Below are 25520 nucleotides of genomic sequence, written 5' to 3'. Positions count from 1 at the left end.
AGGCCCCGGGTGCGTTATAAGTTGAAATGGGAGGAGGAACAGATCCCTTTCCGTTCTCAATTTCCGCCGTTACGGTTCATCCGCTCGTGCGCGGTCAGCAGCAGGTGATCGAACTGGCTCAACAGATCCGGCGGGCAGGTGGGCAGCCGGTCCAGATCGACCAGCAGTTGGGCGGCCAGGTCGCGCACCTTCACATTGGTTTCCTGCGATCGCCAGACCAGGACCCGAAACGCCTGATCGGCGCTGACCCGATACATGCGCATCAGTACGCCTTTGGCCTGTTCGATCTCCGCTCGCGCGCGAACGACCTCCGGTAGTGCCGCATTCACCGCCGCCGTACCCGCCTCGGCGAGAGTGTCGGTCAGGTCGATGTAGAAGCCCGACGTGCCCACCGGCTCCCCATCGTCGTCACGGATCAGGTCGGCGACGACCATCACATTGTGTTCGATTCCGCCGGTGTCGAAGAAGCGATGCCGACTGGAAAACGGTTCACGCTGATTCAACGATCGGTTGATGAGTTCGGCGACATGATCGCGATCGTCGGGATGTTTGTGTCCGAGAATCAATTCGGTTGTGGGCTCGATCTCGCCCGGCACGTATCCGTGCATTCGATACATGTTCTCCGACCACTCCCACCGGCGGGTGGCGAACCACACGCGAAAGCTGCCCACCGTGGACGGCAGGCCGCTACCCACCGCCCCGCGGGGCGCATCGCTGGTGATCGGGTCGATTGATTCGTCCATCCCTGTCGGTATTCCCGGACAGGCGTCGCCAAACATGTGCCGCGGCAATGGCCGCTGATCACTGCGCCGGTGAGGTGCCCGCCGGGGTGGTTTGCGTCGTCGCCGGGGCCTGGGTGGTGGTGACCGGCGGCGATGTCACGGCGACCGTGGTGGTCGGGGCCGGTGAGGTCGTCGCGGTGGTGGTGGGGATTTCACCACAGGGATGTTCGGGACCGCAGTTGTCGGTGCCACCCGGTGGCGGGATTACCCCACAGGGGTGCTCGGGACCGCAGTTGTCGGTGCCACCCGGTGGGGCCGGTGGCGGGATTTCACCGCAGTAGAAATCTGGTCCGCAGTTGTCCGTGCCGCCGGGCGGCCGGGGCGCATCCACCGGACCACCATTCTGTTGCGGCGCACCGTGATCGGGCGTGCGCTCCGAAACAGGCTTGGCCACCGTCGAACTCGCCGGAGCCGTGGTGGTGACCGATGGTTTGGCCGCCGTGGTCGACTGCGGCGTCTTCGATCCGGAATCACCTGTCCCGCAGGCGCTGAGCACCACAACCGCCCCGATCATCAACCAGCTACTCGCAAGCCTCATCGGCTCGTATCCCTCCCCACTGCCCGCGACCTAGCTCGTCCAGGCCGCTTTACAGGCTACGAACACCGGCCCGTCGCGCGCCTGCCGATAGATTCAGGGGCAGCGATGACCGGACTACTCGGCGGCCATACGCTGCCGGTGGGCGCGCACCCGGGCCTTGACTCCGCAGCGGCCGGTGGGACACCAGCGGCGGCGGCCGGTGGGATCGAGAAAGATTGCGCCGCAGATCGGTTCCGAACAGGTCTGCAATTTTGCCGCGGTGTCGGTGGTCAAGGTGGTGATGGCCTGGCGGACCAGCCAGGCCATGGCCTGGGGAACCGATTCCGGCGCGGTGAAGCGCAGGGTTCCGTCGGCGGCGTAATTCGTGATGCAGCCATTCGGTCAGCCGGTCGGTGTCCCACAGCCGTTCGAAGGGGTCGGAGCCGAGCCGGTCGGCGACGGTTCCCAGCAGGTTCAGCCAGGGCTCGCCGCCCAGGTAGCTGAAGTTTCGGCGGGTGTCTGCGCTCACGGGTCGGACTGCTCATCACCGGCACGGGAATCGTCCTGGCCGCCCGCCGACCGCGCCCGGCCGCCTAGGCCCCGGACCTCTTATCGGCGCCAGAAGAAGTGATGCACCACTCCACTCGGGCTCGGGATGCGCTCCAGATGAAAACGGTCGAGCAATTCGTCGGCGCTGACCCACAATCGTTCCCCGCGACCGAATTCCACCGAGGCCACCGCGACGTGCATCGTGTCGATGAGGTCGGCGTCGAGGAATTGCCGGACCGTCTCGATGCCGCCGCCGATGCGCACATCCATACCGTCGGCGGCGTCGAAGGCCCGGGCCAGGGCTTCCTTCGGGGAGGCGTCGAGGAAATGGAATGTGGTGGCACCCAGGGTGAATGACGGGCGCGGGTGGTGGGTGAGGACGAAAACCGGGGTCCGGAACGGCGGTTCGTCGCCCCACCAGCCCTGCCAGTCGTAGTTCTCCCATGGCCCACGCTGCGGGCCGAACTTGTTGCGGCCCATGATTTCCGCGCCGATATTGTTGCGGTAGTCACGGGTGCAGTAATCGTCGAGACCATAGGTTCCGCCGGGATCGGTTCGGTTGGGCCAGTGCGCGGTCGCGCCCGCCCACGAGAACAACGCGGGCCCATCGGCGTCGCCGAACGGTCGATCCAGGCTCTGCCCCTCCCCCGCGCCATAGCCGTCGCTGGACAGCATGAAGTTCTGAACGCGCACCAACTGCTTCATCGAAACCCTCTCCGGTTGCAAACTGCAATCAGTTTGGACTCTATCGAGGCGACGGCGCGTGATCAAGGGGCGAGCGGATGCGCTAATATAAGTTCAAACTTATAAAGGAGGATGCCATGGCCCTGCTCACCGATCCGGCGGCCGTCGCCGGACTCGTCGTTCGCGAGGTGCACACCGGAGCTCGGGACGGCATGCCGACCCGGATCGCGATCGCGCGACGCGACTACGCCACCGATCAGGCCGATCTGTGGGACGCGCTGACCACCGCCGAGCGGATTCCGCGCTGGTTCCTGCCGGTCACCGGCGAACTGAAGGTCGGTGGGAGTTATCAGCTCGAGGGCAATGCCCACGGTGTCGTCGAGGAATGCGATGCGCCGCGGCGGTTCACGGTCACCTGGGAGATGGGACCGCAGATCTCGTGGGTGCAGGTCACGCTCACCCCGGACGCGGACCATACGACGCTGGAACTGCGCCATGAGGCCGTGATCGATCCCGGCATGTGGACCCAGTACGGCCCGGGCGCGGTCGGCGTCGGCTGGGATCTGGTCCTGATGTCACTCGGCCTGCACCTGGCCAGCGGGGAAGCCGTCGATCCCGAGGAGGGTCTCACCTTCCCGACCACGCCCGAGGGCATCACCTTCGTGCGGGTCGCGGCCAACGGCTGGGCCGACGCGGCGATCGCCGACGGCGATGATCCGACCGTCGCGCGTACGGCCGCCGAACAGACGATCACCTTCTACACGGTCGAACCGGAGGAGGGCTCCCAGTCCTGATGGACGCCTCCCCGGCGAAGATCTTCGAGGCCCTCGGCGACCCGGTGCGCCGCTACATCCTCGAACTTCTGGCTTCGAACGAACAACCCGCCGGGGCGATAGTCGCTGCCGTGCAACAATTCACGACCATCTCCCAGCCCGGCGTCTCCCAGCATCTCAAGGTGCTGCGCGACGCCGGTCTGGTGATGACGCAGGCCGACGGCACCCGCCGCCTCTACACCCTCGACAGCTCCGGCGTCGAAGCGGCCCGCGCCTGGCTCACCCGACTCACCGATCCCCTGGCCCAATTCGCCCAGCCGCTCGACGCCCTCGCCACGGAAATCGCCCGCGGCAAACGCACGCGACGAAAGCACGCCCCCGACGCGGCTTCGGACGATCAGGCCCGCCACGCCTGAGCCATTCACGGGACATCCGTTGCCGCCCTTGCCGATAATGGCCCAGGGCGGGGCGGATGTGGGAGGTGGGCTGTGCGAGGCAACATCTTTCTGCGAGTAATGGCATTGGCCGGGGTCGGTGCGCTGGCCGCGTGCGGGCAGACCACGAGTGCGCCACAGGCGCCACCCGCGCTCACGAGCGAATCGTTCGGCCAGGTGAACGGCACTCCGGTGACGCGGTACGCGCTGTCCAGCGGGCACGGGATGGTGGTGCGGATTCTGGATTACGGCGGGATCATCCAGTCGCTCGACGCGCCCGATCGAGACGGGCACGCGGCGAATGTGGTGCTCGGATTTCCGAATCTGGACGGATATCTGGCCAGCAACAACTTTGCCAGCAAGCCCTATTTCGGTGCGATCGTGGGCCGGTACGCGAATCGAATCGCCAAGGGGGCCTTCACACTCGACGGCACCGAGTTCCATGTGCCGGTGAACAACAACGGCAACAGTCTGCACGGCGGCACCGCGGGATTCGATCAGAAGGTATGGCAAGCGACGACGGTGCCGCCCAGTGCGGACAAGGTCGGACTGCGGCTGCGATATGTCAGCCCGGCAGGGGAAATGGGCTACCCCGGCACACTTACGGCAACCGTCACCTACACCCTCGATCGCGAAAATCGGCTGACCATCGACTACGACGCCACCACCGATGCGCCGACCGTGGTGAATCTGACCAACCACAGCTATTGGAATCTCGGCGGCGAATCGGATCAAGACATCTACGACGAGAAACTGACCCTCAACGCCGACCGCTATACCCCCACTGACGCGACCCAGATCCCCACCGGCCAACTCGCCGCGGTGAAGGGCACCCCGATGGATTTCACCACCCCGACCGCGATCGGCGCTCGCATCACCGAGGCCGATCCGCAGCTGATCACCGGACAGGGCTACGACCTGAACTGGGTGCTCAACCGCGGTGACGACACCTCACTGGTATCGGCTGCCACCGTGCAGGATCCGAGGTCCGGTCGCAAAATGACCATGAGCACCACCGAACCCGGAATCCAGTTCTACTCCGGCAACTTCCTGTCCGGAGCGTTCCCCGGAACCAGCGGCCACACCTATCGTCAGGGCGCCGCACTCGCGCTGGAGACCCAGCATTTCCCCGACTCCCCCAACCATCCCGAATTCCCAAGCACCACACTGAATCCCGGTCGGACCTATCACCAGACCACCGCGATCCAACTCGGCGTCGAATAGCGAAAGGCTCTCGAATATCACCTTAAGGCTGGCCTTCAAATCCGTTTAGGTTCTTGGTGATTCGCATCACGCGCAGATTACGAGCCGTACCGTTACTTAAGCGTTATAGGCGACTCGACACCGAGGGCGGACGGATGGCACTGCACATCACCGAATGGTTCATGACCAGCGATATCACCCCCGAATTCGCACAGTATCTCCCCTCGGCCTACGGCGGCCACTGGGCGCTGAGCTGGTTGCCCGAGTTCGCACTGACCCGGGATCAGGCCATGAGCGGAATGGTGCTCGACGAAACCCTCAGTGATCTTCGCCTCGTCGACAACTGCCTGGCCGTGGAGCTGGCTGCCTACCACGCCAACGAGATCGGAATCGGCTTGGAGCTGGCTATGTTTCGGCTGTTCATGCGGGTCGTCGACCGCGAGACGCCACAGTCGGAGACCACCGAACGGCCATTGGTCGCGGCCGCCCGGGCGTGAACGGCTCAGCGCCCGGGACGACGGCAGCGGCTGTTACTTGCCCGCGGCGTCCTGCTCCTGCTGCGCGAGCACGAATGCGCCCTGGCCGTCGGCGTCCAGGCCGGTGTCGAGAATCTTGTCGTCCAGGAATGCGGCGGCCTGCTGGTCCAGGAAGATTCGCGACCCTTCCGCATCGAGAACCTGATCCTGTTCGGCCGGTGCGGCGGCGACCGCGAGTTGCAGCGACTGCTCCTCATCGGCGTAGATCCGCAATCCGGCCTCCTGCGGCGTACCCTCCGCCGAGGTCAGCGTGCGAACAGCCTCGAGGGCGGTGGGGGTGAGCATCAACATATGTCCGGTTTCCTTCCCGCTGTAGTGACAAGTCCGCCCGGCTAGATGGCGTTCTCCTACGGGTATCCAGAGATCGCTTCGTGAAACAACCGATTTCGCGTGAATTCCGAATTCGCGCGGTCCGGTACGCCACCGGTACAATTCGCGCGCCCGCGAATTCCGCTGTGCGGCCGTGCCACATACGATCACCGCATGACCACGCAACGTCTTCGGATCGTGCCGTCGCAGTTCGCCGTCGAGCATCTACCCAATTCGACGTTCCCCGAGGACGACGAATGGATCGCGCTCGTGCGAGCGCCGGAGGGGCTCACCGCGATTCGCGAGGCGCCGGCGTGGGCCGAGGGCGAGATCTGGAAGGGTTTCTACGGTGACGCGGCACACAGTCTGAACCAGCCGGGCATGCTCGCTGCGGTGATCGGGCCGCTGGCCGAATGCGGGATCCCGGTATTCGTCGCCTCGACCTATCACGCCGACCTGGTGCTGGTGCCCGCGCACCGGCTCGACGAGGCCACCGACGCGCTGCGCGACGCGGGGCACCGCATCGCCGAATAGCGTTCAGCCGCAGTGCTGCCGGGCCAGTTCCGCGGCCGCGCTCACCAATGCGTCGACCTCGTCGGCCGTGGTGGCGAAAGAGGTGACCAATCGTGCGACGCCCGGCTCCCAGCGATCGGCGTGGAAGCCGAAGCCGCGGGCGTGCAGACCGTCGATGAGGGGCCTGGGCAATCGGCAGAACACGATATTCGCCTGCGGCGCACCGACAATCGAGATCGAGGGAACGGCGCTGAGCCCGGCCAGCAATCGCGCGGCCATGGCATTGGCGTGGCGGGCGTTGCGCAGCCACAGGTCGTCGTCGAGGTAGGCGAGAATCTGCGCGGCCTGGAAGCGTAGCTTGGATCCCAGCTGGCCCGAGCGTTTGACGCGGAAATCCAGTTCGGTCGCGAGGGTTCGGTCGAACAGCACGATCGCCTCGGCGGTCATCGTGCCGTTCTTGGTGGTGCCGAACGACAGCACGTCCACGCCCGAGCGCCAGGTCATCTCGGCCGGACTGCAACCCAGGGCGACCAGTGCGTTGGTGAACCGCGCGCCGTCCATGTGCACGCGCAGACCCGCCCCCTTCGCGATCGTCGTGAGTCGGCGGATCTCCGGCACTGTGTAGACGCTGCCGGTCTCGGTGATCTGCGTAATGCTCAGCGCCGCCGGTTGCACCTTGTGCGCATCGCCCGCGCCGCGACCGACCGCATTCGCCAATTCATCGGCGTCGATCTTGGTGTCCACACCGCCCAGTGGCGTCAATCTCGCACCGCCGGTGGCGAATTCGGGCGCGCTGGATTCGTCGTTGAGCAGATGACTGTCGCGATGGCACAGCACCGCACCCCACGGCGGCGTCACACAGGCAAGGCCCGTGACATTGGCGGCGGTGCCGGTGCTCACGAGCGCGATGTGGACCTCACGCTCGAAGATCTCACCGAGCCGCTGCCGAAGGGCGCTCGACCAGCTGTCCGCCCCATAGGGCGGCGCCTGCCCCGCCGCCGCGGCGGCGACCGCCTCGACGATCCGCGGCAGCGTACCCGCGGTGTTGTCGCTACCGAATTCCCGAGTGAGCTTATCCGTGGCCGACATGCCCTCGATCATCGCTCATCACTAGGGGAACAGCTTGATCGGATTCACCACGTCCGCGACGAGGGTCAGCACCGTGTACGCGCCGCCGATCACCACGACCACATATGTCGCGGGGAGCAGTTTGAGATAGTCGACCGGAGCGCCCGGGGGCAGACCGCGCCTGCCGCGCACCAGGTTTCGCAGTTTCTCGTAGATGACCACCGCGATATGACCGCCGTCCAGCGGCAGCAGCGGCAACAGGTTGAACGCGCCGAGGAAGAAGTTCAGACTCGCGAGGGTGAGTACGAAGACGTTCCACAGCCCGTGCTCGGCCGTCTCGCCGCCGATGCGGCTGGCGCCGTACACGCTGATCGGGGTGTCCTGATCGCGCTGGCCGCCGGTGACGGCATGCCAGAGGCTCACGACCTTGGCGGGCATATGCGCGAGCGACTGGGCGACATTGACGAACATGGTGCCGGTGAACGACGCCGAGGCCGGAATCGCCGACAGCACATTGTATTTCACCGGATCGTAGGCCAGCATCTTGCCGACGCCGACCTTGGAGACAGTGCGCGGGGTATCGGTGGGCTTCTTGGTAACCGGGTCGAGATAGGTGGTCGCCTGCTGCGGGACGACGGTGATGTCGAGGGTCTGGCCGTCGCGCTTGACGGTGTAGACGATCGGACCGGACTTGTTCTCGGTATTGGACCGGAACTGATCCCACGTGGTGATGGGGCTGCCGTCGATCGCGGTCACCAGATCACCGCGCTTCAGCCCGGCGGCCCCGGCCGGCCCGGTGCCGGTGCAGCTCTCATAACCCTGCGCCTTCGGCTTCTCGTTGGCCACACAGCTGGGCGTATCGATCATCGTGTCCGGCGGGGTGTCGCTCAGGCGCGGCAGTCCCCATACGACGGCCATCAGCATGATCAGCAGGAAGCCGAGCAGGAAGTTCATGAAGATCCCGCCGAACATGACGATCAGCCGCTTCCAGGTCGCCTGCCGGTACATCGCCCGATCCAGATCGCGCGGATCGATCTCGTCCAGCGCGGTCATCCCGGCGATATCGCAGAAACCACCCAGCGGCAGCGCCTTGAGGCCGTATTCGGTCTCACCGCGGCGGAAGGAGAAGACCTTCGGCCCGAAACCGATGAAGTAGCGTCGGACCTTCATGCCGGTGGCCTGCGCCGCCCACATGTGCCCGCATTCGTGCAGTGCCACCGATACCGTGATACCCAGCGCGAACAGCACGAATCCGATCGCGAAGCCCATGCGGTTTCGAACCCTCCTGCGTCAGTTGGCGACGTGCGTACGCGCACGCTCGCGCGCCCACGCATCAGCCGCGAGCACCTCGTCCAAGGTAGCGGGTTCGGCGCTCCAACGGTCGGCCGACTCGACCACACGCGCGACCGTGCGCACGATATCGGGGAATCGGAGCTGCCCGTCCAGGAACGCCTGCACCGCGATCTCATTGGCGGCGTTGTAGACCGCGGTCACGCAGCCGCCCGCCTTACCGGCCTGACGGGCCAGTTCGACCGCGGGGAACACCTCGTCGTCCACGGGGGCGAACTCCCAGGTGAACGCCTCGGTGAAGTCCAGCGGCGCGAGCACGCCGGGGACGCGATCGGGCCAGCCCAGCGCCAGCCCGATCGGCAGTTTCATATCCGGCGGACTGGCCTGGGCGAGGGTGGAACCGTCGGTGAAGGTGACCATGGAATGCACGATCGACTGCGGATGCACGGTCACATCGATGTCGTCGTAGTCGATGCCGAACAGCATGTGCGCCTCGATCAGTTCGAGGCCCTTGTTCACCAGCGTCGCCGAATTCAGCGTATTCATCTGCCCCATCGACCAGGTCGGATGCGCTTTGGCCTCGGCCGGGCTGACCGATTCGAGCATCTCGCCGGTCCAGCCCCGGAACGGGCCGCCCGAGGCGGTGAGTACCAGCCTCGCCACCTCCTCGGCACGGCCGCCGCGCAGACACTGGGCCATGGCGGAGTGTTCGGAATCGACCGGCACGATCTGGCCGGGCGCGGCCGCGCGGGTCACCAGCGAACCACCGGCCACCAGCGATTCCTTATTGGCCAGGGCCAGGCGGCGACCCGATTGCAGCGTCGCCAGCGTCGGGCCCAGGCCGAGCGAACCGACCAGCGCGTTGAGCACCACATCGGCCTCGGTGCGCCGGACCAGTTCGGTGGCGGCGTCCGGACCGGCCAGGGCCACACCGAGTTTCGCGGCGGCCGCCGGATCGGCGACGGCGACGTTGGTGACGCCGGTGGCCCGCATCTGCTCGGCCAGCAGCTCGCTGTTGCCGCCCCGCGCGGCCAGGCCCACGACCTGGAACCGATCGGGATCGGCCGCGATCACCTCCAGCGCCTGCGTGCCAATGGAACCGGTGCTGCCCAGCAGCAGGACTCTCACGATGTCGGACACCCACACATTGTCGCGGACAGGCGGATATCGGGGAGAGCGGGTCGGCTGGCTACGACGGGCGGTCGTATGCCACGATATTGGCGACAGTATGTAACTGAACCGATGGGAGCGAACGTGGCCGCCACGGAACTGGAACCCACCAAGAGCGCTGGTGTCGTCTCCAAGGTCGACCCCGCCGAGGTTCCGTCCGCCGCGTGGGGTTGGAGCGGTGAGTCGCGCCGTACCTTCCGCGTCGCGGGCTGGGTCGTCGTCGTCATCCTGCTGGCCATGCTGTTCGAGGGCCCGCAGGGCAGCTCGTCGGGCAGCGGCAATGTCGGCTACCTGTTCCTGATCGGTTTCGCGATTCTGCTCGCCGGCATCCTGATCCGCGATCGGGTGCTGCAGAACAAGCCGCGCTAGTCGCGCACCCCTCAGTCGACCGGCCCGGCCGGGTGACCCAGATCCCACCACAGGTGCCAGCAGCCGCGCAGGAGATGTTCGCGCACAGTGCCCTCCGAGGATCGACTGTCACCCGGTCGCGCGATGCTCGGATCCCGCAGTAGATCGCGCACCCGGCCGTCGCGGACATCGACGCCGTAGAGCGCCACGGGCGTGACCGCGAACGGCACCGCGGGTATCAGACCGATGCGCTGCAGCACCGGCGCCGGTTCCTCGGGATCGGGAAGCAGACAGCTACGGTGGCTCGACAGCCGCTCGCGATGGGAGCGGTCCTCCTCGAATTGCCGCTGTACCAGCGCTTCTCGCCACCGCGCGCCGTCGCGGATCTCGACGCTGGACAGCACATCGCCCAAACCCCAGGTGGGAGTGGACAATCCGTTCGATACCGCGAGCAGTTCGCGGTGTTCGGGGTCCAGCGCACCCCCCAGATCGCGGTCGAGCGCCGACAATTCGGCGGGTGCGGCGCCCGGACGCAGCGGGGACGGACGGGTCGGTTCGACGATCTGCGTCAATTCGACGACCTTGGCGACGATCTCGGCGATGGTCGGCGGATCGCCGCGCAGGCTGCGGCCCCACCACGGTTCGGAATAGTCACCCAGAATCGCCTGATCCGCGGTCACGGTCATGGATTCGAGTTCGTGCAGGAAGTACGTGTACAGATCCGGATAGGTCTCGTCGGGAGGCAACGACACCACACTGCCGCCGTCGAGGAAGATCGTGCCCAGATAGCCGTTGTCGTTCTCGATCACGAGCTGATACCGCGCGGGATCGTCGAACCAGATCTCGGCATTGGCCAGACCGGACTCCCAGCGCAGGCCGCGACCGATCTCGTCGGTGCCCAGCAGGGTGTAGGTGATGTGGAAGTCCTGCCAGCCGTCGGCCACCGACAGCAGTTCCCGATACTGCGGATCGAGCGGGCGACCGAGTCGGGCCTCGGCCGCGCGCAGCCGAGCCTCGGTGGCTCCGGGATTCGGAGCGGTATCCGATTCGTATTCGTCGTAGATCCGCAGGCGGCGCTTCTGCTCGACCATACAGCCGACGAGTTCCTGCCACGCCTCTCGTCCGAGAGGTTCCCCCATTGCGACTCTCCTTGGATTCCAGCGTCAGCGGCCGCGGCGACGAGGCGTTCTGGTTCGCGCGGCCGTTGGCTTCTTCTTCGGTGCGGGTTGTTTGCTCTTGCGCTGCGGCGCAGCGGCTTCCGGGCGGGCCGCCGGCGAACGGGAACTGCGGGCGGTGCGGCCGCGCACGATGCCGACGAATTCCTGGACGGTCTCGGTGTCGTTGTCGACCAGCCAGGCCAGGGCGATCTGGGTATCGGGCGCGTCGCTGACATGCCGGAAGGTCAGATCGCGGCGATGGTGCAGCCGGGCCAGCGAATGCGGCATGACCGCCGCCCCGCCGACCGCCGCGACGAGGGCGACCGTATCGGCCAGCGCGTCGATATCGGCGGCGTCCTGCATGCGCTCGTCGGCCAGATCGGCGAGACCGACCTCCTCGAACAACGCGATCGGATGATCCTTCGGAATCACCACGACCGGGCTCTCCCGATACAGCGGGATCGCGTGCATACCGTCGCGTTCGACAGGCAGCCGCACGAAGCACATGTCGACGCCGCCCTCGCGTAGCGCGGACTCCTGATCGGCCTGCGGTACGGCGATCAGTTCCAGCGGTGTGTCCGGGAACCGCTCAGTCCAGACCCGCCCCCACTTGGACACGATGACGCCCGGCACGTATCCCACCCGCAGCGCATCGGGAGCAAACCCATTCATTCATGTCAGGGTATTGCACCGCTCATCCGTCCAGACATTTCAGCTCGGTGATGTAGGGGCGCAGGCCGAGCGCCATGTCCACGCAGGCGGCCAGCAGGGCATCGCGTTCATCTCGATCGATGCGGCGTCCTATCGCGAGCCGGGTGCCCAGGATCGGAACCGGAAGACTCTGTCCGGTCCGGTCCCACCACAGATGGTTGTCGGCGAGTTCGTCGCCGCGACGACTCCAGCCCTCCGGCGTGCGGATCAGGCTCAGCCGTCCCATCTCCTTGCCGAACAGGTCCAGAATCAGCAGCCGGAACACCTCGGGGGTGCGCGGCTCCTCTGGGTGGGGTACGAAGTGGCACAGCGTGCCCGCGGTGATCGAGACGGCGGTGGCGGTATCGGTCACCAGGATGAGGCCGGTCCGGGTGCCGGTCACGGTCTCGAGGGCCGTCGGCGCGTCACCGCTCGATCGGATCCGCACGCGGTATCCGTCGGTATAGGTGATCAGATGGGTGTCGACGCGAGTTTTCGCACGCCCCAGCGGGATCGGGAATCTGCGCCCCGGCGCGGCGGCCTTCTCGCGTTCGGCGACGGCGATCGGATCTCCTGGGCCGCTGCGGAACTCGATCCGCGCTCCACCCGATAACGCACGCACCACCCTCCCCTCGATCATCATTGATCCGCTCCACGGGTCCGACATGCGTCGATCGTATGACTGTGACCTCAGTCTCACTCGCGAATCGCTCAGCGAATCCGATTGCCCCACAGAGAAAGGCTCGAGCCCTTATCGCCCGATTCGAGCGAAAATCTACGGTTCGGCGAGCGGATTGCGCCGAATCCATCCGGCGATGCCCGCCTCGACCGCCCGCGCGGCGCTGCAACCGGGCTTGCGCCGGGCCTGGTCCTCGAACAGCGCCACGAACTCATCGGCCAGATCCAATCGAGGCCACCGCGCGAGCACCTCCGCCCGCACCTCGGCGTCGACCCGCTTCACCCCGCGCCCGGAAATGTCGATCGAGGTCGCGGCCTCGAGCAGATGCCCCTCCGGATCGGCTTCCACATCGACCCGCTCCCAGGTATGCCGCACGATGATCTCCAACAGCCGCTCCCGCCGCGCGACCGACCAGCCCGCCCCCGCCCCGAACACCCGCGCCACATGCCCACCGGCCTCCTCGAAGGGCGATGTGTGACTGTCGAATTCGGCAACCAGCCCGATATCGTGCAACACCGCCGCCACATACAGCAGCTCGGCGTCGAACGCGATCCCCTCCCCCCGCGCCAGCGCCGCGGCCCAGACATACGACCGCACCGAATGATTGAGCAGCGCGGGCGAACAGTACTCCGACGCCACCACCAGCGCGCCCCGGGTGGCGGCGGTGTCGGGCATGGTCAGATCGGCAAGGTTCACAACGCCCAACCTATCGGGCGCCCGCGACCGCTCCGCTCTTGCGTTCGATCGCGGCGGTCATCACGTCCAGGCCGATGAGGTTGAATTGGCGGCCCAGGGTACGCATGAGCGAATTCTCGGTGGGGCGGTAGACGCCGTGTTTGGCGTAGACCGCGCCCTCGTAGGTGCCGACGACACCGCCGTCGGGAGACTGCTTGCCCAGGTACTGGTACCACTTCGTGCGGTTGTTGCGCATTTGGTCGCTGGTGTCGACCGAGGCGTTGGGCTCGCGCGGTTCGCGGCCGGTGTAGCGGTCGTCCGGGTAGTCGTATTCGTCGGCGAGGCCGCCGATCGAATGTCCGAGTTCGTGCAGCACGATCTGACCCGCCTTGACATTGCCGCCTGCCGAGGTCGCGACCCCGCCGCCCGCACCGCCGTAGGTGGTGGTGTTGGCCAATGCGATCACCTGATCGGCCTGCGGCGCGAGATTCGCGTACTGCTGCGCCTTGGTCTGGTTGACGCAGAGCAGCCGCTGGGTTCCGCCGCACCAGAAGGTCATGTCCAGGGCCGTGTTTCGGTAGGTGCCGCGCGGATCGTTGTCGACGCCGGACTCCTGCGAGACCACATTGACGGCCCACACATTGAACGACTGCCGATGCGATTTGAACGGCTCGACCTGAATCATCTCGTTCCAGCGATTGATCGCGTGCTGCTTGTACACCCCCAGCTCTCCGGCGGTATACCCGTCCCCCACGAACACCAGATCGAACCGTTCACTGGACGGCCCGGTCTGCTGAATGGTCACCACATCGGCCTGCACGGCCGAACGCGGCGCGGGCGGCTCGACCTGAACCGGGACCGTGACCCGGCTGATGCTCCCATCGGGCGAAAAGACTTCGCGCTGTTGGTTTTCGGCGGCCGATCCGATCGCGGGATGAACCCCGGTGAGCAGCAGCACACCGAATGCGAGCGCGGCCAGGCGAGACAAGCGAGACATAGGAAATCCCTTGCTGTACAAGGTGATCGGGTACCAGGTGAGGGTAGGCGGGAAGACGTACCGACCGACCCGGTTCGGCGGGGAGGATCGGTCGCACTAGGGGTATCCGGAACGATTGCGAGCTCATCGCGCGGCGTTGCGTCAATTCGGCCGCCCGGCTTGGGGAATCAGCCCAACCGACCACGCTCCCAGTGCATCCCAGTGGCAGGCTCAGTTGGCAGGGCAGACAAGGGCAATTCGCCTCCACCCCAACGGAATCGCTTTATGATCACCACACCGCTGAATGTGGAGATCAACCATGACCGCAGCCGTCATCGCCCCCGTGGAGTGGAATCGCTGGCTGGTTCCGCCCGCCGCGTTGTCCATCCATCTGGCCATCGGTCAGGCCTATGCCTGGAGCGTATTCAAACCGCCGCTGGAGAAGGCGATGCATATCTCCGGCACCGGTAGTGCGTTGCCGTTTCAGATCGCGATCGTGATGCTCGGGTTGTCGGCGGCGTTCGGCGGGACGGTGGTCGAACGACGTGGGCCGCGGTGGGCGATGACGGTATCGCTCACGTGTTTCTGTTCGGGGCTGCTGATCTCGGCGCTGGGCGCGGCGGTGGGCGCGTACTGGTTGATCGTGTTCGGTTACGGGTTCGTGGGCGGCATCGGGTTGGGCATCGGCTACATCTCGCCCGTGTCCACGCTGATTCGCTGGTTTCCCGATCGACCCGGTATGGCAACGGGTTTCGCGATCATGGGCTTCGGCGGCGGCGCGCTGATCGCCTCACCGTGGACGACCGAGCTGCTGTCGGATTTCGGACGCGATCGAGGCGGAATCGCGGCGACCTTCCTGGTGATGGGATTGACCTACGCGGTGTTCATGTCTGTGGGTCCGCTGCTGGTGCGCGTACCGCCGCCGGGCTGGCGACCGGCGGGTTGGAAGCCGCCGACCGTGGCGGCGAAGCTGGTGAGCGGCAAGGATGTCGCCGCCGACGACGCCATCCGCACCCCGCAGTTCTGGCTGCTGTGGGTCGTGCTGTGCTTCAACGTCACCGCGGGCATCGGCATTCTGGAGAAGGCGGCGCCCATGGTGGTCGACTTCTTCAAGAACACCGCGACACCCGTGACCGTCACCGCCGCAGCGGGTTTCGTCGCCGTGCTGTCGGCGGCCAATATGGCCGGGCGGATCGGCTGGTCGTCGCTGTCGGATGTGATCGGCCGCAAGAACATGTATCGGATCTACCTCGGCGTCGGGGCGCTGGCCTACGTCGTGGTGTGGTCGGTGGGCCGGACCGACAAGGCGGTCTTCATCCTCGGCGCCATGGTGATCCTGTCGTTCTACGGTGGCGGATTCGCCACGGTCCCGGCATATCTGAAGGATTTGTTCGGTGCCTATCAGGTCGGCGCCATTCACGGTCGGCTGCTCACCGCATGGTCGGTGGCGGGTGTGGCCGGGCCGCTGATCGTCAATGCCATCGCGGATTCGGGAGTGCGGCAGGGCAAGTCGGGGGCCGCGCTGTACGGGACATCGTTTGCGGTCATGATCGCGCTGCTGTGCGTCGGCTTCGTCGCCAACGAACTCATCCGGCCCGTAGCGGCGAAGTACCATCGGGCCGACGAGGTTCCGGTTGTCGTCGCGGAGGGAGATCCGGCATGACCGCATCCGAGGGCGGCCCGCGACGCACCGCGCTGCTGATCTTCGCCTGGGCATGGGTCGCGACCCCGTTCGCGTACGGCTTGGACCGGCTGATCGTGAACCTGCTCAAGCTGTTCCAGTAGACGGAGCAGTCCGCGCGATCAGCAGCAGCTGTCCCCTCGCCACGCCTCGCGCCCCTCGCGCACCGCGACGGCGGCGATCACCAGCGCCGCGAGCGGATCGGCCCAGGACCAGCCGAGCAGGCTGTTGAGCAGCAACCCAGCCAGCAGCACCGCCGAAAGATAGGTGCAGAGCAGGGTTTGCTTCGAATCGGCGACCGCGGAACAGGACCCGAGTTCGCGCCCCGCGCGGCGCTGCGCATTCGACAGCACCGGCATGATCACCAAACTCACCGCCGCCAGCACGATTCCGATCGAGGAGTGATGAGGTTCGGCCCCGCCGAGCAGCGACCGGATCGAATCCACGGTGACATACAGGGCGAGAGCGAAGAACGAAAAGGCGATGACCCGCAGCGCGACCCGCTCCCGCCGCTGCGGATCCGAGCCGGAGAACTGCCAGGCGACCGCCGCCGCGGAGGACACCTCGATCACCGAGTCGAGGCCGAATCCGATCAGAGCCGTCGACGACGCCCGCACCCCCGCGCCCAGCGCGACGACCGCCTCGAGCACGTTGTAGGAGATGGTCGCGGCCACCAGCCAGCGAATCCGCCCGGCCAGCACCGCCTTCCGATCCGGGGTGAGCGTGGCCATCAGCAGCACACCCGCGCATCGGCATCCGGGCAGCACGCCGGATCCACCGCCAGCACCAGGCCGAGCAGATCATCGAGCGCGTGACCGATACGCGCATCGGCCAATTCATACCGACTACGCCGCCCTTCGGGCACGGCCACCACCAGCCCGCATCCGCGCAGACAGGCCAGATGATTCGACAGAATCTGCCGCGTCACCCCGATCCGATCGGCCAGCTCCGACGGATAACTCGGCCCCTCGCGCAGCCGCAGCAGGATCCGGGTGCGCGTGGGATCCGACAGCGCGTGCCCGAATCGAGTCAGGGCGTCCCGGTGCAGGGTGGTTTCCATGGGTCGATAGTACAGAAACCGATGTATTCAGAAAACCGTGTACCGGACCGAGTTCGGCTACCCCTCAGCCGCCAACTGCCCGCAGGCCGCGGCGATCTCCTGTCCCCGCGTATCCCGCACCGTGCACGGCACGCCCTGGGCCTCCACCCGGCGGACGAATTCGCGCTCAACGGGTTTCGGGCTGGCATCCCACTTGCTGCCCGGGGTCGGGTTCAGCGGGATCAGGTTCACGTGTACGCGCGGACCGAGGGCCTTGTGCAGCTTCGCGCCCAGCATGTCCGCGCGCCACGGATGGTCGTTGATATCGCGGATCAGCGCGTACTCCACCGAGATTCGGCGGCCGGTCTTGTCGGCGTAGTAGCGGGCCGCGTCGAGGACCTCCGATACCGGCCAGCGGTTGTTCACCGGCACGAGGGTGTCGCGCAATTCGTCGTCGGGGGTGTGCAGCGATACCGCCAGCGTCACCGACAGGCCCTCGTCGGCGAGTTTGCGGATCGCGGGGGCCAAGCCGACGGTCGAGACCACGACATTGCGCTGGGAAATGCCCAGGCCGTCGGGTGCGGGTGCGGTGATGCGGCGGACCGCGTTCACCACGCGCTTGTAGTTGGCCAGCGGCTCGCCCATACCCATGAAGACGATGTTCGACAGGCGGCCCGGACCACCGGCGACCTCACCGTCGCGCAGGGCGGCGGCCGCGGCGCGCACCTGGTCGACGATCTCGGCGGTGGACAGATTGCGGTTCAGACCGCCCTGACCGGTCGCGCAGAACGGGCATGCCATACCGCAACCCGCCTGGCTCGAGATGCACAGGGTGTTGCGATCCGGATAGCGCATCAGCACGCTCTCGAGCAGCGTGCCATCACCCGCGCGCCACAGCGACTTGCGCGTGGTTCCCTCATCGCACACCACGTGGCGAACCTCGGACAGCAGCGGCGGGAACAGCGCCTCGGCCACCTTCGCGCGCAGCGGCGCGGGCAGGTCGGTCATCTGTTCCGGGTCGGCCTGCAGGCGGCCGTAGTACTGCCGGGCGATCTGGTCGGCGCGGAACTTGGGCAGGCCCAGTTCCTCGACCACCTTGCGCCGCTCGTCCGCGTCGAGGTCGGCGAGATGCCGCGGCGGCATGCCACGGCGCGGAGCATCGAAAACGAGGGGCAGGGAGGTCGTCATAACCCTTCCAGTGTCCCATCCGGTCGGAGCCTGTCGGCGCGTGGGCGGCGATATCCCGGTCACACCCGCCGACATGCCGTGGATCGATGGGGCGATAGACGTGTATTGCCCATAGCTATCGGGAATGATCGGAACATGACCAGCGACGCAGTCCCGACCCCGAATCCGGACCCGGTATCGCGCACTACCGGCGACCTCACCGCGCCCGCCACGCCCGGGACCGAACCCACCCCCACCCCGGCGCCCACCCGGACGACGACGCCGGCCAAACACAGCCGATCGCTGCGCACGCGCACCGGCTACACCTGGACGGCCCTGGTCGCGGCGGCGATCCTCGGCATCATTCTGCTGATCTTCATTCTGCAGAATTCCGATCCGGTCCAGACGCATCTGTTCTTCTGGGACTTCACCCAGCCACAGGGCGTGACGATCCTGCTGTCGGTGATCGCGGGTGCGCTCGTGATGGCACTGGTCGGCGGCTGGCGCATCCTGCAGTTGCGCCGGGCGGCCAAGCGCGGCTAGAGCAGCGCGGTAAACACCAGCCAGGACACCAGCGCCGAGGGCAGCATGGAGTCCAGCCGATCCATGATGCCGCCGTGCCCGGGCAGTAGCGTGCCCATATCCTTGATGCCGAGCTCGCGCTTGACCTGGGACTCGATGAGGTCACCGGCGGTGGCCACCAGCACGACCGCCACACCCACCAGCACGCCGATCATCGAATTCGCCTGCAGCAGTAGCGTCACCGTGAGCAGTCCACCGATCACACAGAACACCAGCGATCCGGCGAAACCCTCCCAGGACTTCTTCGGGCTGATCGCCGGAACCATCGGATGCTTGCCGAACAGCACTCCCGCCACATAACCGCCGACATCCGAGCAGACCACCAGGATCATGAACGTCAGGACCCGCAGATTGCCGCGGTCCTCGAGCAGCAGCATGGTCGCGAACGAGGCCAGCAGCGGGATCCAGGACAGGACGAATACCGTGATCGCCGTGTCGCGCAGGAAGTTTCGCGGTTGCGCGTCCAGCCCGTGATCGAACAGTCGCCACATCATGCACAGCAGCGCCGTGGCCCCGAACGCACCGACCACGCCCTCGGTGCCGAACGGCCAGGACAGCCAGATGATCGCCTGCCCGCCCACGATCAGCGGAATGCGCGGCACCAGCACACCGGCCTCGCGCAACCGCTTGGCCACCTCCCAGGTGGCGACGGCGATGGCTACCGCGATGACGCCGATGAGAACCTTCGGCGCCCACAGCAGAATCGCGATGAGCGACAATCCCAGCGCGAACCCCACGGACAGGGCCGCGGGTAAGTTGCGACCGGCACGCGAAGACTTGCCGTTCGGCTGCGCCTGCGGCGTCGGCGCCTCCTCGGCGGGTGCACCGGTCACGTCGCCGGCCGGCACCGCATCACCGGCCGCGGTTTGTTCGGCCACGATTGTCCCGTCGCTCACTTGTCGTCCATTTCGTCCCCCACGAGCAGTCCCCGGATCAGCGCGCGCCGTCCGGTCTAGACCTCGAGCAGTTCCGATTCCTTGTGCTTGACCAGCTCGTCGATCTGGCTGACGTATCTGGCGGTGGTCTTGTCCAATTCCTTTTCGGCGCGGCCCACTTCGTCCTCGCCGGCCTCGCCGTCCTTCTGGATGCGGTTCAGCTCGTCCATCGCCTTGCGCCGTACGTTGCGGATGGCGATCTTGGCGTCCTCGCCCTTGCCCTTGGCCTGCTTGACCAATTCGCGGCGACGCTCCTCGGTCAACTGCGGCACCACCACGCGAATGATGTTGCCGTCGTTGGTGGGATTGACGCCCAGATCCGAATTGCGAATGGCGGTCTCGATGGCCTGTAACTGGCCCTGTTCATAGGGCTTGATGACGACCATGCGCGGCTCGGGCACCGTGATACCCGACATCTGGGTGATCGGGGTCGGCGAGCCGTAATAGTCGACGACGATCCTGTTGAACATGCTCGGATTCGCGCGACCGGTTCGAATCGAACCGAGGTCGTCCTTCGCCACCGAGACGGCCTTTTCCATCTTCTCCTCGGCGTCGAAGAGAGCTTCTTCAATCACGACCGTTTCCTCCACAGCGTCATCGTGTCGATCCGTTCAGGATCGGACCAGTGTGCCGATCTTCTCACCGGCCACTGCGCGGGCGATATTTCCCTTCGTCAACAGATTGAACACCAGCATGGGCATCTGGTTGTCCATACAGAGGCTGAAAGCCGTGGCGTCGGCGACCTTGAGTCCGCGCTCGAGCACCTCTTTGTGAGTGATCTCGGAGAACATCTCGGCATCGGTTTCGATCTTCGGATCGGCGGTGAACACCCCGTCCACGGCCTTGGCCATGAGTACGACTTCCGCACCGATCTCCAGCGCGCGCTGCGCGGCGGTGGTGTCGGTGGAGAAGTACGGCATACCCATCCCCGCGCCGAAGATCACGACGCGGCCCTTCTCCAGATGACGCTTGGCGCGCAACGGGATGTACGGCTCGGCCACCTGGCCCATCGTGATCGCCGTCTGCACCCGGGTGTCCACCCCCTGCTTCTGCAGAAAGTCCTGCAGCGCAAGGCTGTTCATCACGGTGCCGAGCATGCCCATATAGTCCGAGCGCGCGCGATCCAGGCCGCGCTCCTCGAGTTCGGCGCCGCGGAAGAAGTTTCCGCCACCGTTGACGACGGCCACCTGGACACCGGTCGAGACCACATCGGCGATCTGCTCGGCGACCATCTGCACCACGTCCGGGTCGAGTCCGACCGAGCCGCCGCCGAACATCTCCCCACCCAACTTGAGGAGTACTCGGCGATAGCCCTTACGGGCCGGTTCCGGGTCCGACATCGGTCTCCATTCTCTTCGGCAGCCTGCTACACACATGCGAAAAGACCATCCGGTGTCGGGAAGGACACGAGACGGTGACAAGGCTCTGTCCATCCTGCCCTACGACCGGCCCGAACTGTTACCCGACCCCCGAGGAAATCGCAGGCCACGAATCGGACTCGATCGGCCGGAGTGCGCGGCACATGCGGTACCAGCACGAGTTTCGGAGCGCCCGCCGGGGCGCATCCGGATCAGCTGGAAGAGTAGCCGACGGCCTCGCAATGGTCGAATTCCGGGACGGACAATCGAAAAGGCCCCTCGCGCAAGCACTTGCGCGAGGGGCCTTTACAAGCCGAAATCAGGCCTGGCCGACCTCGAAGCGGGCGAACCGGGTCACGGTCACGCCGGCGTCGTCGAGCAGCTGCTTGACGGTCTTCTTGCTGTCGGTGACCGACGACTGCTCCAGCAGGACGACGTCCTTGTAGAAGCCGTTGACGCGGCCCTCGACGATCTTCGGCAGCGCGCCCTCGGGCTTGCCCTCCTCGCGGGCGGTCGCCTCGGCGATGCTGCGCTCCTTCTCGACCACGTCGGCCGGGACCTCGTCACGGGTGACGTAACGGGCCTTCAGCGCGGCGATCTGCATGGCGGCGGCGCGGGCGACCTCGGCGGCCTGCTCGCCCTCACCCTGGTACTCGACCAGCACGCCGACGGCCGGCGGCAGGTCCGAGGACCGCTTGTGCAGGTAGGTCGCGACCGGGCCGTCGAAGGAGACGACGCGCCGCAGTTCCAGCTTCTCGCCGATCTTGGCGGCCAGTTCCTGCACGACCTGGTCGGCGGTCTTGCCGTTGACGTCGACCGCCTTCAGCGCGTCCAGGTCCGCCGGGCGGGCCTTGGCCGCGGCCGCGGCGATATCGCCGGCCACGTTCTGGAATTCGTCGTTCTTGGCGACGAAGTCGGTCTCGGAGTTGATCTCGAACATGACGCCGTCCGACGCGGCGACCAGGCCCTCGGCGGTCGCGCGCTCGGCGCGCTTGCCGACGTCCTTGGCGCCCTTGATGCGCAGGACCTCGACGGCCTTGTCGAAGTCGCCGTCGGTCTCCTCCAGCGCCTTCTTGCAGTCCATCATTCCGGAGCCGGTGAGCTCGCGAAGCCGCTTCACGTCGGCGGCAGTGTAGTTCGCCATCCTGGCGAGCCTCCTCGAAGATGTGGTCTCTAGGTCTCTAGCACCACCATGCCGACCGCTTCCGAACAGGAAGGGCCGGCACGGTGAACAATCGCTCGTGCGGAGCGGAGCGGATCAGCTCTCGGCCGCGGCCGGCGCCTCGGCCGCGACGGGCGCCTCAGCCGGAGCCTCGGCGGTCTCGGCGTTCGGGTTGGCCTGAGCCAGCAGTTCCTGCTCCCACTCGGCGAGCGGCTCGCCGGCGCCGGCCTCGGGCTTGGCATCGCCCGCGGCACGCGCGGCACGGGCCTGCACGCCCTCGGCGACGGCGGAGGCCACGACCTTGGTCAGCAGCGCGGCCGAGCGGATGGCATCGTCGTTACCCGGGATCGGGTAGTCGACCAGGTCCGGATCGCAGTTGGTGTCGAGGATCGCGACGACCGGGATGTTCAGCTTGCGAGCCTCGCCGACGGCGATGTGCTCCTTGTTGGTGTCGACCACCCAGATGGCCGAGGGCACCTTGGCCATATCGCGGATACCGCCGAGGGTGCGCTCCAGCTTGTTCTTCTCACGCGTGAGCATGAGGATTTCCTTCTTGGTGCGACCCTCGAAACCGCCGGTCTGCTCCATCGACTCCAGCTCCTTCAGGCGCTGCAGCCGCTTGTGGACGGTCGAGAAGTTGGTGAGCATGCCACCCAGCCAGCGCTGGTTCACGTACGGCATGCCGACGCGGGTCGCCTCGGCCGCGATGGCCTCCTGCGCCTGCTTCTTGGTGCCGACGAACAGCACGGTGCCACCGTGGGCCACGGTCTCCTTGACGAACTCGTAGGCCTTGTCGATGTAGGTCAGCGTCTGCTGCAGATCGATGATGTAGATGCCGTTGCGGTCGGTGAAGATGAACCGCTTCATCTTCGGGTTCCACCGGCGGGTCTGGTGCCCGAAATGCGCGCCGCTGTCGAGCAGCTGCTTCATAGTTACGACAGCCATGGCTCCGTAACAACCTTTCGTTGCTGGTTGACGCAGAGATCGGCGACCTCTGCCCTGGCGCCCGCGGCCGTCGGACCCGATTCGGTACCTGCTCGAATGTTCGGGACCAGCCGACGACCCACAGTTGCGGGCGCGCGAAGTCGATCCGGTGATGAGCGGACCGCCGGACCAGTCTACGGTCCAGGGCCGCCGGAACCTAAACGGGGTGGTCGCCCCCGGTTCAACCCCTATTCACGCGGGCAATAATTGGTCAGTCGTCCAGAATATGCGGCGGCCGTGACCGCGATGCCCCACCGTGGTGGAATGCGCGCACTGTCTCCGGGCGCTCGCTGGGCCGCCGTCGTGGCCGCGACCGTCGCACTCGTCTTCGGAACGACCGTCACCGAACCCGCCTCGGCCGATCCCGTGCCGCTGTCGCGCCTGACCGTGCGGGGCCCGTCGTTCGTCGACGAGCACGGCCGGGTGGTGCTGCTGCACGGCGTGAACAACGTCGACAAGGACGCGCCGTACGTCACCCCCGGCGACGGGCTCACGATCACCGCGCGCGACGCCGAGCTGCTCGCCCGCCACGGCTTCACCGCGGTCCGGCTCGGCGTCGAATTCGCCGGACTCATGCCCGAACGCGGACGTATCGACCGCGCCTACATCGAGCGTCTGGCGCACACGGTGGACGTACTCGGCCGCGCCGGCATCTACGTACTGCTGGACAACCATCAGGACTCGATGAGCGCGGTCTTCGGCGGCAACGGCTTTCCCGCCTGGGCGGTGAATCCGAAACCCTTTCCGGGCGAACCCAATCCGGGCTGGCCGTTGAACAGCGCGACGATGCTGTCGATGAATCTGGCCTGGACGAACTTCTGGAACAACTCCGGCGGCGTGGTGGATCGCCTCGGCGACGCGCTGTCGGCGCTGGCCACCCGGCTGCGCGGCAATCCCGCGGTACTCGGCTACGAGGTGATGAACGAACCCTGGCCCGGGGTGGCGTTTCCGACCTGTATTCCACTGGGGTGCCCCGCATTCGACGGCCAGTACCAGGGCGTGCACGAGAAGCTGACCCGACGCATCCGCGAGGGCGACTCCGCGGCGACGGTGCTGTGGGAGCCGAATGTGCTGTGGAACGAGACGATTCCGACCCATATCGCCGAACCTCCACTGACGCCCGCGATCTCCGATCCGTCGATCGTGTTCTCCTTCCATGACTACTGCACGTTCAACGAGGCGGCGATCTACCTCGGCCTGCCCCGCGAACTGATCGGGCTGTGCGATGTCCAGCACGACCGCACCTGGGCCAACTACCAGTCCGTCGCCGATCGCACCGGAATCCCGGCACTGGTCACCGAATTCGGCGGCGACAGCCGGGCCGATACGGTCGCCCGGACGGTGGATCGCGCCGACAGCCGTCTGATCGGCTGGATGTGGTGGCACTACAGCAGCGTCGACAACGGCGGCGCGGCGCGCCCGGACCCGTTCACCGGCGATCTCGGGCGGCAGCTGGTGCGCACCTATCCCCGCGCGACCGCCGGCACCCCGCTCTCACTGAGCTTCGACGCGAAGACCGGCGAGACCCACTACCGCTATCGTCCCGAAAAGCGCGACGCCGCAACGGAAATAATCACCTCCGATCTGCATTACCCCGGCGGATACGCCGTGACCGCGCAGGGCGGGCGGGTCACCTCCGCGGCCGGAAGCCGGGTGATCACCGTCGAGGCCGACAGCGGCGCGCAGGCAGTAGAGGTGATCGTGAAGGCCAAGGGCTGACAGGTCGGCCGCGCGTGTCCGAAATTGCGCTGAAGATCCCGGATTTGGACACGCGCGACATCGGGCCGCAAATACGGGCACATCTGGCCCTACTCGATCTCCGGCGAGCGGACAGTGATCGCCGCGGTCGGCGAACGCCAACGAATACACGGCGTTCGATGCACCGCGCGGCGACAGCTCATTCGTAGAACACCGCGCCCACGACGAGCGCCGCGCCCGCGACGGCCGCGACCACACACGCGACGATTCCGATCGGAAGTCGACCGTCGACCCAGCCGTGGTGGCGGGCGTGCAGGATCCGGTTGCGGCGCAGCGCGATCGCGGCAACGACGGTCAGGGCGACGGCCGAGATCAGGGCGAGGATCGTGACCGGAAGACGGTCCGCGACCAGGGCGACGTGCAGCAGAAGCAGCCCGTTGGCCATCGCGCCCACCGCCGTGCGCCACCAAGCCAAGGCCGTACGTTCAGCCTGCAAACCGCGATCGGTCGGGACGGTCACGAGATCAGCCAGCCATGCGCCATCGCACCAACCGCGGCGCG

At 66.5% G+C, this 25520-nt stretch carries 33 protein-coding genes; 12 read left to right on the top strand and 21 right to left on the bottom strand.

Annotation, left to right across the window (positions count from 1 at the left end; genetic code table 11):
* Positions 1 to 56: 56 nt before the first annotated feature.
* Entirely contained in the window at positions 57 to 743 is a 687-nt protein-coding gene (locus NP4_RS15695) for a PAS and ANTAR domain-containing protein (protein WP_067998321.1), read from the bottom strand.
* A gap of 47 nt (positions 744 to 790) precedes the next feature.
* Between NP4_RS15695 and NP4_RS40955 the strand changes: the two genes are divergently transcribed.
* Complete coding sequence (locus NP4_RS40955) at positions 791 to 1063, top strand: hypothetical protein (protein ID WP_147288002.1); 273 nt, start codon at positions 791 to 793, stop codon at positions 1061 to 1063.
* An 87-nt stretch (positions 1064 to 1150) separates the two neighbouring features.
* Entirely contained in the window at positions 1151 to 1354 is a 204-nt protein-coding gene (locus tag NP4_RS15685) for a hypothetical protein (protein WP_147288003.1), read from the top strand.
* Between the two features lie 80 nt (positions 1355 to 1434).
* Here NP4_RS15685 and NP4_RS15680 read toward each other — a convergent pair whose 3' ends face one another.
* Together NP4_RS15680 and NP4_RS15675 are read right to left on the bottom strand one after the other, a co-directional pair.
* A complete protein-coding gene (locus tag NP4_RS15680) occupies positions 1435 to 1626 on the bottom strand; it encodes a CGNR zinc finger domain-containing protein (protein WP_067998315.1) in 192 nt (63 codons plus the stop codon).
* Between the two features lie 282 nt (positions 1627 to 1908).
* Positions 1909 to 2553 (bottom strand): dihydrofolate reductase family protein, encoded by a 645-nt coding sequence (locus NP4_RS15675; protein WP_067998313.1) that lies wholly within the window; start codon positions 2551 to 2553, stop codon positions 1909 to 1911.
* 116 nt (positions 2554 to 2669) lie between these two features.
* Between NP4_RS15675 and NP4_RS15670 the strand changes: the two genes are divergently transcribed.
* The 4 genes from NP4_RS15670 to NP4_RS15655 all read left to right on the top strand — a co-directional run bounded on the left by NP4_RS15670 (position 2670) and on the right by NP4_RS15655 (position 5439).
* Positions 2670 to 3326, top strand: coding sequence for an SRPBCC family protein (locus NP4_RS15670; RefSeq protein WP_067998311.1), 657 nt, complete (start codon positions 2670 to 2672; stop codon positions 3324 to 3326).
* A complete protein-coding gene (locus NP4_RS15665; RefSeq protein WP_067998309.1) occupies positions 3326 to 3721 on the top strand; it encodes an ArsR/SmtB family transcription factor in 396 nt (131 codons plus the stop codon). The genes NP4_RS15670 and NP4_RS15665 overlap by 1 nt, the downstream gene beginning before the upstream one ends.
* Before the next feature lie 72 nt (positions 3722 to 3793).
* Positions 3794 to 4963, top strand: coding sequence for an aldose epimerase family protein (locus NP4_RS15660; RefSeq protein ID WP_067998307.1), 1170 nt, complete (start codon positions 3794 to 3796; stop codon positions 4961 to 4963).
* 134 nt (positions 4964 to 5097) lie between these two features.
* Positions 5098 to 5439 carry a hypothetical protein gene (locus tag NP4_RS15655; protein WP_067998305.1) on the top strand — a complete coding sequence of 114 codons (342 nt, stop codon included), beginning with the start codon at positions 5098 to 5100 and terminating at the stop codon, positions 5437 to 5439.
* A gap of 33 nt (positions 5440 to 5472) precedes the next feature.
* On the opposite strand, the gene NP4_RS15650 is transcribed toward NP4_RS15655, so the two are convergent.
* Complete coding sequence (locus NP4_RS15650; protein ID WP_067998303.1) at positions 5473 to 5769, bottom strand: hypothetical protein; 297 nt, start codon at positions 5767 to 5769, stop codon at positions 5473 to 5475.
* A gap of 192 nt (positions 5770 to 5961) precedes the next feature.
* On the opposite strand from NP4_RS15650, the gene NP4_RS15645 reads away from it, so the two are divergent.
* Positions 5962 to 6321: an ACT domain-containing protein gene (locus NP4_RS15645; RefSeq protein ID WP_067998573.1), complete on the top strand. Its 360-nt coding sequence runs from the start codon at positions 5962 to 5964 to the stop codon at positions 6319 to 6321.
* 3 nt (positions 6322 to 6324) lie between these two features.
* Here NP4_RS15645 and NP4_RS15640 read toward each other — a convergent pair whose 3' ends face one another.
* Genes NP4_RS15640 through dxr form a run of 3 tightly spaced genes read right to left on the bottom strand, consistent with a single transcriptional unit; the run spans position 6325 to position 9798 of the window.
* Complete coding sequence (locus tag NP4_RS15640; RefSeq protein WP_067998571.1) at positions 6325 to 7389, bottom strand: threonine aldolase family protein; 1065 nt, start codon at positions 7387 to 7389, stop codon at positions 6325 to 6327.
* 21 nt (positions 7390 to 7410) lie between these two features.
* Positions 7411 to 8637, bottom strand: a complete 1227-nt coding sequence (locus NP4_RS15635; RefSeq protein WP_067998301.1) for a M50 family metallopeptidase — start codon at positions 8635 to 8637, stop codon at positions 7411 to 7413.
* A 21-nt stretch (positions 8638 to 8658) separates the two neighbouring features.
* Positions 8659 to 9798, bottom strand: coding sequence for a 1-deoxy-D-xylulose-5-phosphate reductoisomerase (gene dxr, locus NP4_RS15630; protein WP_067998569.1), 1140 nt, complete (start codon positions 9796 to 9798; stop codon positions 8659 to 8661).
* A gap of 114 nt (positions 9799 to 9912) precedes the next feature.
* Here dxr and NP4_RS15625 point away from each other — a divergent pair, with 114 nt between their 5' ends.
* Entirely contained in the window at positions 9913 to 10197 is a 285-nt protein-coding gene (locus NP4_RS15625) for a DUF2631 domain-containing protein (protein ID WP_067998299.1), read from the top strand.
* Between the two features lie 11 nt (positions 10198 to 10208).
* On the opposite strand, the gene NP4_RS15620 is transcribed toward NP4_RS15625, so the two are convergent.
* From NP4_RS15620 to NP4_RS15600, 5 genes are all read right to left on the bottom strand, one after another.
* Positions 10209 to 11315, bottom strand: a complete 1107-nt coding sequence (locus tag NP4_RS15620; RefSeq protein WP_147288004.1) for an SMI1/KNR4 family protein — start codon at positions 11313 to 11315, stop codon at positions 10209 to 10211.
* A gap of 24 nt (positions 11316 to 11339) precedes the next feature.
* The gene (locus tag NP4_RS15615) at positions 11340 to 12005 is read right to left on the bottom strand and encodes a LysR substrate-binding domain-containing protein (protein WP_067998295.1); all 666 of its coding nucleotides are present in this window, start codon (positions 12003 to 12005) and stop codon (positions 11340 to 11342) included.
* A 22-nt stretch (positions 12006 to 12027) separates the two neighbouring features.
* Positions 12028 to 12690 carry a hypothetical protein gene (locus NP4_RS15610; RefSeq protein ID WP_147288005.1) on the bottom strand — a complete coding sequence of 221 codons (663 nt, stop codon included), beginning with the start codon at positions 12688 to 12690 and terminating at the stop codon, positions 12028 to 12030.
* 108 nt (positions 12691 to 12798) lie between these two features.
* Positions 12799 to 13398, bottom strand: a complete 600-nt coding sequence (locus NP4_RS15605) for an HD domain-containing protein (RefSeq protein ID WP_067998291.1) — start codon at positions 13396 to 13398, stop codon at positions 12799 to 12801.
* A 10-nt stretch (positions 13399 to 13408) separates the two neighbouring features.
* A complete protein-coding gene (locus NP4_RS15600; RefSeq protein ID WP_067998289.1) occupies positions 13409 to 14374 on the bottom strand; it encodes a M64 family metallopeptidase in 966 nt (321 codons plus the stop codon).
* Between the two features lie 298 nt (positions 14375 to 14672).
* On the opposite strand from NP4_RS15600, the gene NP4_RS15595 reads away from it, so the two are divergent.
* On the top strand, positions 14673 to 16016 hold the full coding sequence (locus tag NP4_RS15595; protein ID WP_245998094.1) for an L-lactate MFS transporter: 1344 nt from the start codon (positions 14673 to 14675) through the stop codon (positions 16014 to 16016).
* Entirely contained in the window at positions 16013 to 16138 is a 126-nt protein-coding gene (locus tag NP4_RS42610; protein WP_255285515.1) for an MFS transporter small subunit, read from the top strand. Before NP4_RS15595 ends, NP4_RS42610 begins: the two co-directional genes overlap by 4 nt.
* An 18-nt stretch (positions 16139 to 16156) precedes the next feature.
* Here the strand turns inward: NP4_RS42610 and NP4_RS15590 are convergent, their stop codons facing one another.
* From NP4_RS15590 to rlmN, 3 genes are read right to left on the bottom strand one after another with little or no spacing between them, the layout of a single operon-like run.
* Complete coding sequence (locus NP4_RS15590) at positions 16157 to 16765, bottom strand: cation efflux transmembrane domain-containing protein (RefSeq protein WP_067998567.1); 609 nt, start codon at positions 16763 to 16765, stop codon at positions 16157 to 16159.
* A complete protein-coding gene (locus NP4_RS15585) occupies positions 16765 to 17094 on the bottom strand; it encodes an ArsR/SmtB family transcription factor (protein WP_067998285.1) in 330 nt (109 codons plus the stop codon). The genes NP4_RS15590 and NP4_RS15585 overlap by 1 nt, the downstream gene beginning before the upstream one ends.
* Before the next feature lie 57 nt (positions 17095 to 17151).
* On the bottom strand, positions 17152 to 18261 hold the full coding sequence (gene rlmN, locus NP4_RS15580; RefSeq protein WP_067998282.1) for a dual-specificity RNA methyltransferase RlmN: 1110 nt from the start codon (positions 18259 to 18261) through the stop codon (positions 17152 to 17154).
* A gap of 135 nt (positions 18262 to 18396) precedes the next feature.
* Here rlmN and NP4_RS15575 point away from each other — a divergent pair, with 135 nt between their 5' ends.
* On the top strand, positions 18397 to 18783 hold the full coding sequence (locus NP4_RS15575; RefSeq protein ID WP_067998280.1) for a LapA family protein: 387 nt from the start codon (positions 18397 to 18399) through the stop codon (positions 18781 to 18783).
* Here the strand turns inward: NP4_RS15575 and NP4_RS15570 are convergent.
* The 5 genes from NP4_RS15570 to rpsB form a co-directional block, all read right to left on the bottom strand.
* The gene (locus NP4_RS15570) at positions 18780 to 19655 is read right to left on the bottom strand and encodes a phosphatidate cytidylyltransferase (protein WP_067998565.1); all 876 of its coding nucleotides are present in this window, start codon (positions 19653 to 19655) and stop codon (positions 18780 to 18782) included. The two genes, NP4_RS15575 and NP4_RS15570, sit on opposite strands and share 4 nt — an antisense overlap.
* Positions 19656 to 19774: 119 nt before the next feature.
* Entirely contained in the window at positions 19775 to 20332 is a 558-nt protein-coding gene (gene frr, locus NP4_RS15565; protein WP_062511696.1) for a ribosome recycling factor, read from the bottom strand.
* Between the two features lie 36 nt (positions 20333 to 20368).
* Entirely contained in the window at positions 20369 to 21097 is a 729-nt protein-coding gene (gene pyrH, locus NP4_RS15560; RefSeq protein WP_062511606.1) for a UMP kinase, read from the bottom strand.
* Between the two features lie 337 nt (positions 21098 to 21434).
* Positions 21435 to 22259 carry a translation elongation factor Ts gene (tsf, locus tag NP4_RS15555; protein WP_067998277.1) on the bottom strand — a complete coding sequence of 275 codons (825 nt, stop codon included), beginning with the start codon at positions 22257 to 22259 and terminating at the stop codon, positions 21435 to 21437.
* Positions 22260 to 22373: 114 nt separating this feature from the next.
* Positions 22374 to 23222 carry a 30S ribosomal protein S2 gene (gene rpsB / locus NP4_RS15550; RefSeq protein WP_062511608.1) on the bottom strand — a complete coding sequence of 283 codons (849 nt, stop codon included), beginning with the start codon at positions 23220 to 23222 and terminating at the stop codon, positions 22374 to 22376.
* 303 nt (positions 23223 to 23525) lie between these two features.
* Here rpsB and NP4_RS15545 point away from each other — a divergent pair, with 303 nt between their 5' ends.
* Positions 23526 to 24980, top strand: coding sequence for a cellulase family glycosylhydrolase (locus tag NP4_RS15545; protein ID WP_082875897.1), 1455 nt, complete (start codon positions 23526 to 23528; stop codon positions 24978 to 24980).
* A gap of 178 nt (positions 24981 to 25158) precedes the next feature.
* On the opposite strand, the gene NP4_RS15540 is transcribed toward NP4_RS15545, so the two are convergent.
* Positions 25159 to 25520 (bottom strand): DUF202 domain-containing protein (locus tag NP4_RS15540; protein ID WP_082875896.1); only part of this gene is annotated, 362 nt, incomplete at its 5' end.

It is taken from the genome of Nocardia pseudobrasiliensis NBRC 108224, from assembly GCF_001613105.1.
GTDB lineage: Bacteria > Actinomycetota > Actinomycetes > Mycobacteriales > Mycobacteriaceae > Nocardia > Nocardia pseudobrasiliensis.
This window is presented reverse-complemented; position numbering and strand designations above follow the sequence as displayed.

What these genes read in the sequence shown, in the direction of transcription:
- NP4_RS15695 (WP_067998321.1), bottom strand. Translation starts at nt 743, where the DNA reads ATGGACGAATCAATCGACCCGATCACCAGCGATGCGCCCCGCGGGGCG.
- NP4_RS40955 (WP_147288002.1), top strand. Translation starts at nt 791, where the DNA reads ATGGCCGCTGATCACTGCGCCGGTGAGGTGCCCGCCGGGGTGGTTTGC.
- NP4_RS15680 (WP_067998315.1), bottom strand. Translation starts at nt 1,626, where the DNA reads ATGGCCTGGCTGGTCCGCCAGGCCATCACCACCTTGACCACCGACACC.
- NP4_RS15675 (WP_067998313.1), bottom strand. Translation starts at nt 2,553, where the DNA reads ATGAAGCAGTTGGTGCGCGTTCAGAACTTCATGCTGTCCAGCGACGGC.
- NP4_RS15670 (WP_067998311.1), top strand. Translation starts at nt 2,670, where the DNA reads ATGGCCCTGCTCACCGATCCGGCGGCCGTCGCCGGACTCGTCGTTCGC.
- NP4_RS15665 (WP_067998309.1), top strand. Translation starts at nt 3,326, where the DNA reads ATGGACGCCTCCCCGGCGAAGATCTTCGAGGCCCTCGGCGACCCGGTG.
- NP4_RS15655 (WP_067998305.1), top strand. Translation starts at nt 5,098, where the DNA reads ATGGCACTGCACATCACCGAATGGTTCATGACCAGCGATATCACCCCC.
- NP4_RS15650 (WP_067998303.1), bottom strand. Translation starts at nt 5,769, where the DNA reads ATGTTGATGCTCACCCCCACCGCCCTCGAGGCTGTTCGCACGCTGACC.
- NP4_RS15645 (WP_067998573.1), top strand. Translation starts at nt 5,962, where the DNA reads ATGACCACGCAACGTCTTCGGATCGTGCCGTCGCAGTTCGCCGTCGAG.
- NP4_RS15640 (WP_067998571.1), bottom strand. Translation starts at nt 7,389, where the DNA reads ATGTCGGCCACGGATAAGCTCACTCGGGAATTCGGTAGCGACAACACC.
- NP4_RS15635 (WP_067998301.1), bottom strand. Translation starts at nt 8,637, where the DNA reads ATGGGCTTCGCGATCGGATTCGTGCTGTTCGCGCTGGGTATCACGGTA.
- NP4_RS15620 (WP_147288004.1), bottom strand. Translation starts at nt 11,315, where the DNA reads ATGGGGGAACCTCTCGGACGAGAGGCGTGGCAGGAACTCGTCGGCTGT.
- NP4_RS15615 (WP_067998295.1), bottom strand. Translation starts at nt 12,005, where the DNA reads ATGAATGGGTTTGCTCCCGATGCGCTGCGGGTGGGATACGTGCCGGGC.
- NP4_RS15610 (WP_147288005.1), bottom strand. Translation starts at nt 12,690, where the DNA reads ATGTCGGACCCGTGGAGCGGATCAATGATGATCGAGGGGAGGGTGGTG.
- NP4_RS15600 (WP_067998289.1), bottom strand. Translation starts at nt 14,374, where the DNA reads ATGTCTCGCTTGTCTCGCCTGGCCGCGCTCGCATTCGGTGTGCTGCTG.
- NP4_RS15595 (WP_245998094.1), top strand. Translation starts at nt 14,673, where the DNA reads ATGACCGCAGCCGTCATCGCCCCCGTGGAGTGGAATCGCTGGCTGGTT.
- NP4_RS42610 (WP_255285515.1), top strand. Translation starts at nt 16,013, where the DNA reads ATGACCGCATCCGAGGGCGGCCCGCGACGCACCGCGCTGCTGATCTTC.
- NP4_RS15590 (WP_067998567.1), bottom strand. Translation starts at nt 16,765, where the DNA reads ATGGCCACGCTCACCCCGGATCGGAAGGCGGTGCTGGCCGGGCGGATT.
- NP4_RS15585 (WP_067998285.1), bottom strand. Translation starts at nt 17,094, where the DNA reads ATGGAAACCACCCTGCACCGGGACGCCCTGACTCGATTCGGGCACGCG.
- rlmN (WP_067998282.1), bottom strand. Translation starts at nt 18,261, where the DNA reads ATGACGACCTCCCTGCCCCTCGTTTTCGATGCTCCGCGCCGTGGCATG.
- NP4_RS15575 (WP_067998280.1), top strand. Translation starts at nt 18,397, where the DNA reads ATGACCAGCGACGCAGTCCCGACCCCGAATCCGGACCCGGTATCGCGC.
- pyrH (WP_062511606.1), bottom strand. Translation starts at nt 21,097, where the DNA reads ATGTCGGACCCGGAACCGGCCCGTAAGGGCTATCGCCGAGTACTCCTC.
- tsf (WP_067998277.1), bottom strand. Translation starts at nt 22,259, where the DNA reads ATGGCGAACTACACTGCCGCCGACGTGAAGCGGCTTCGCGAGCTCACC.
- rpsB (WP_062511608.1), bottom strand. Translation starts at nt 23,222, where the DNA reads ATGGCTGTCGTAACTATGAAGCAGCTGCTCGACAGCGGCGCGCATTTC.
- NP4_RS15545 (WP_082875897.1), top strand. Translation starts at nt 23,526, where the DNA reads ATGCGCGCACTGTCTCCGGGCGCTCGCTGGGCCGCCGTCGTGGCCGCG.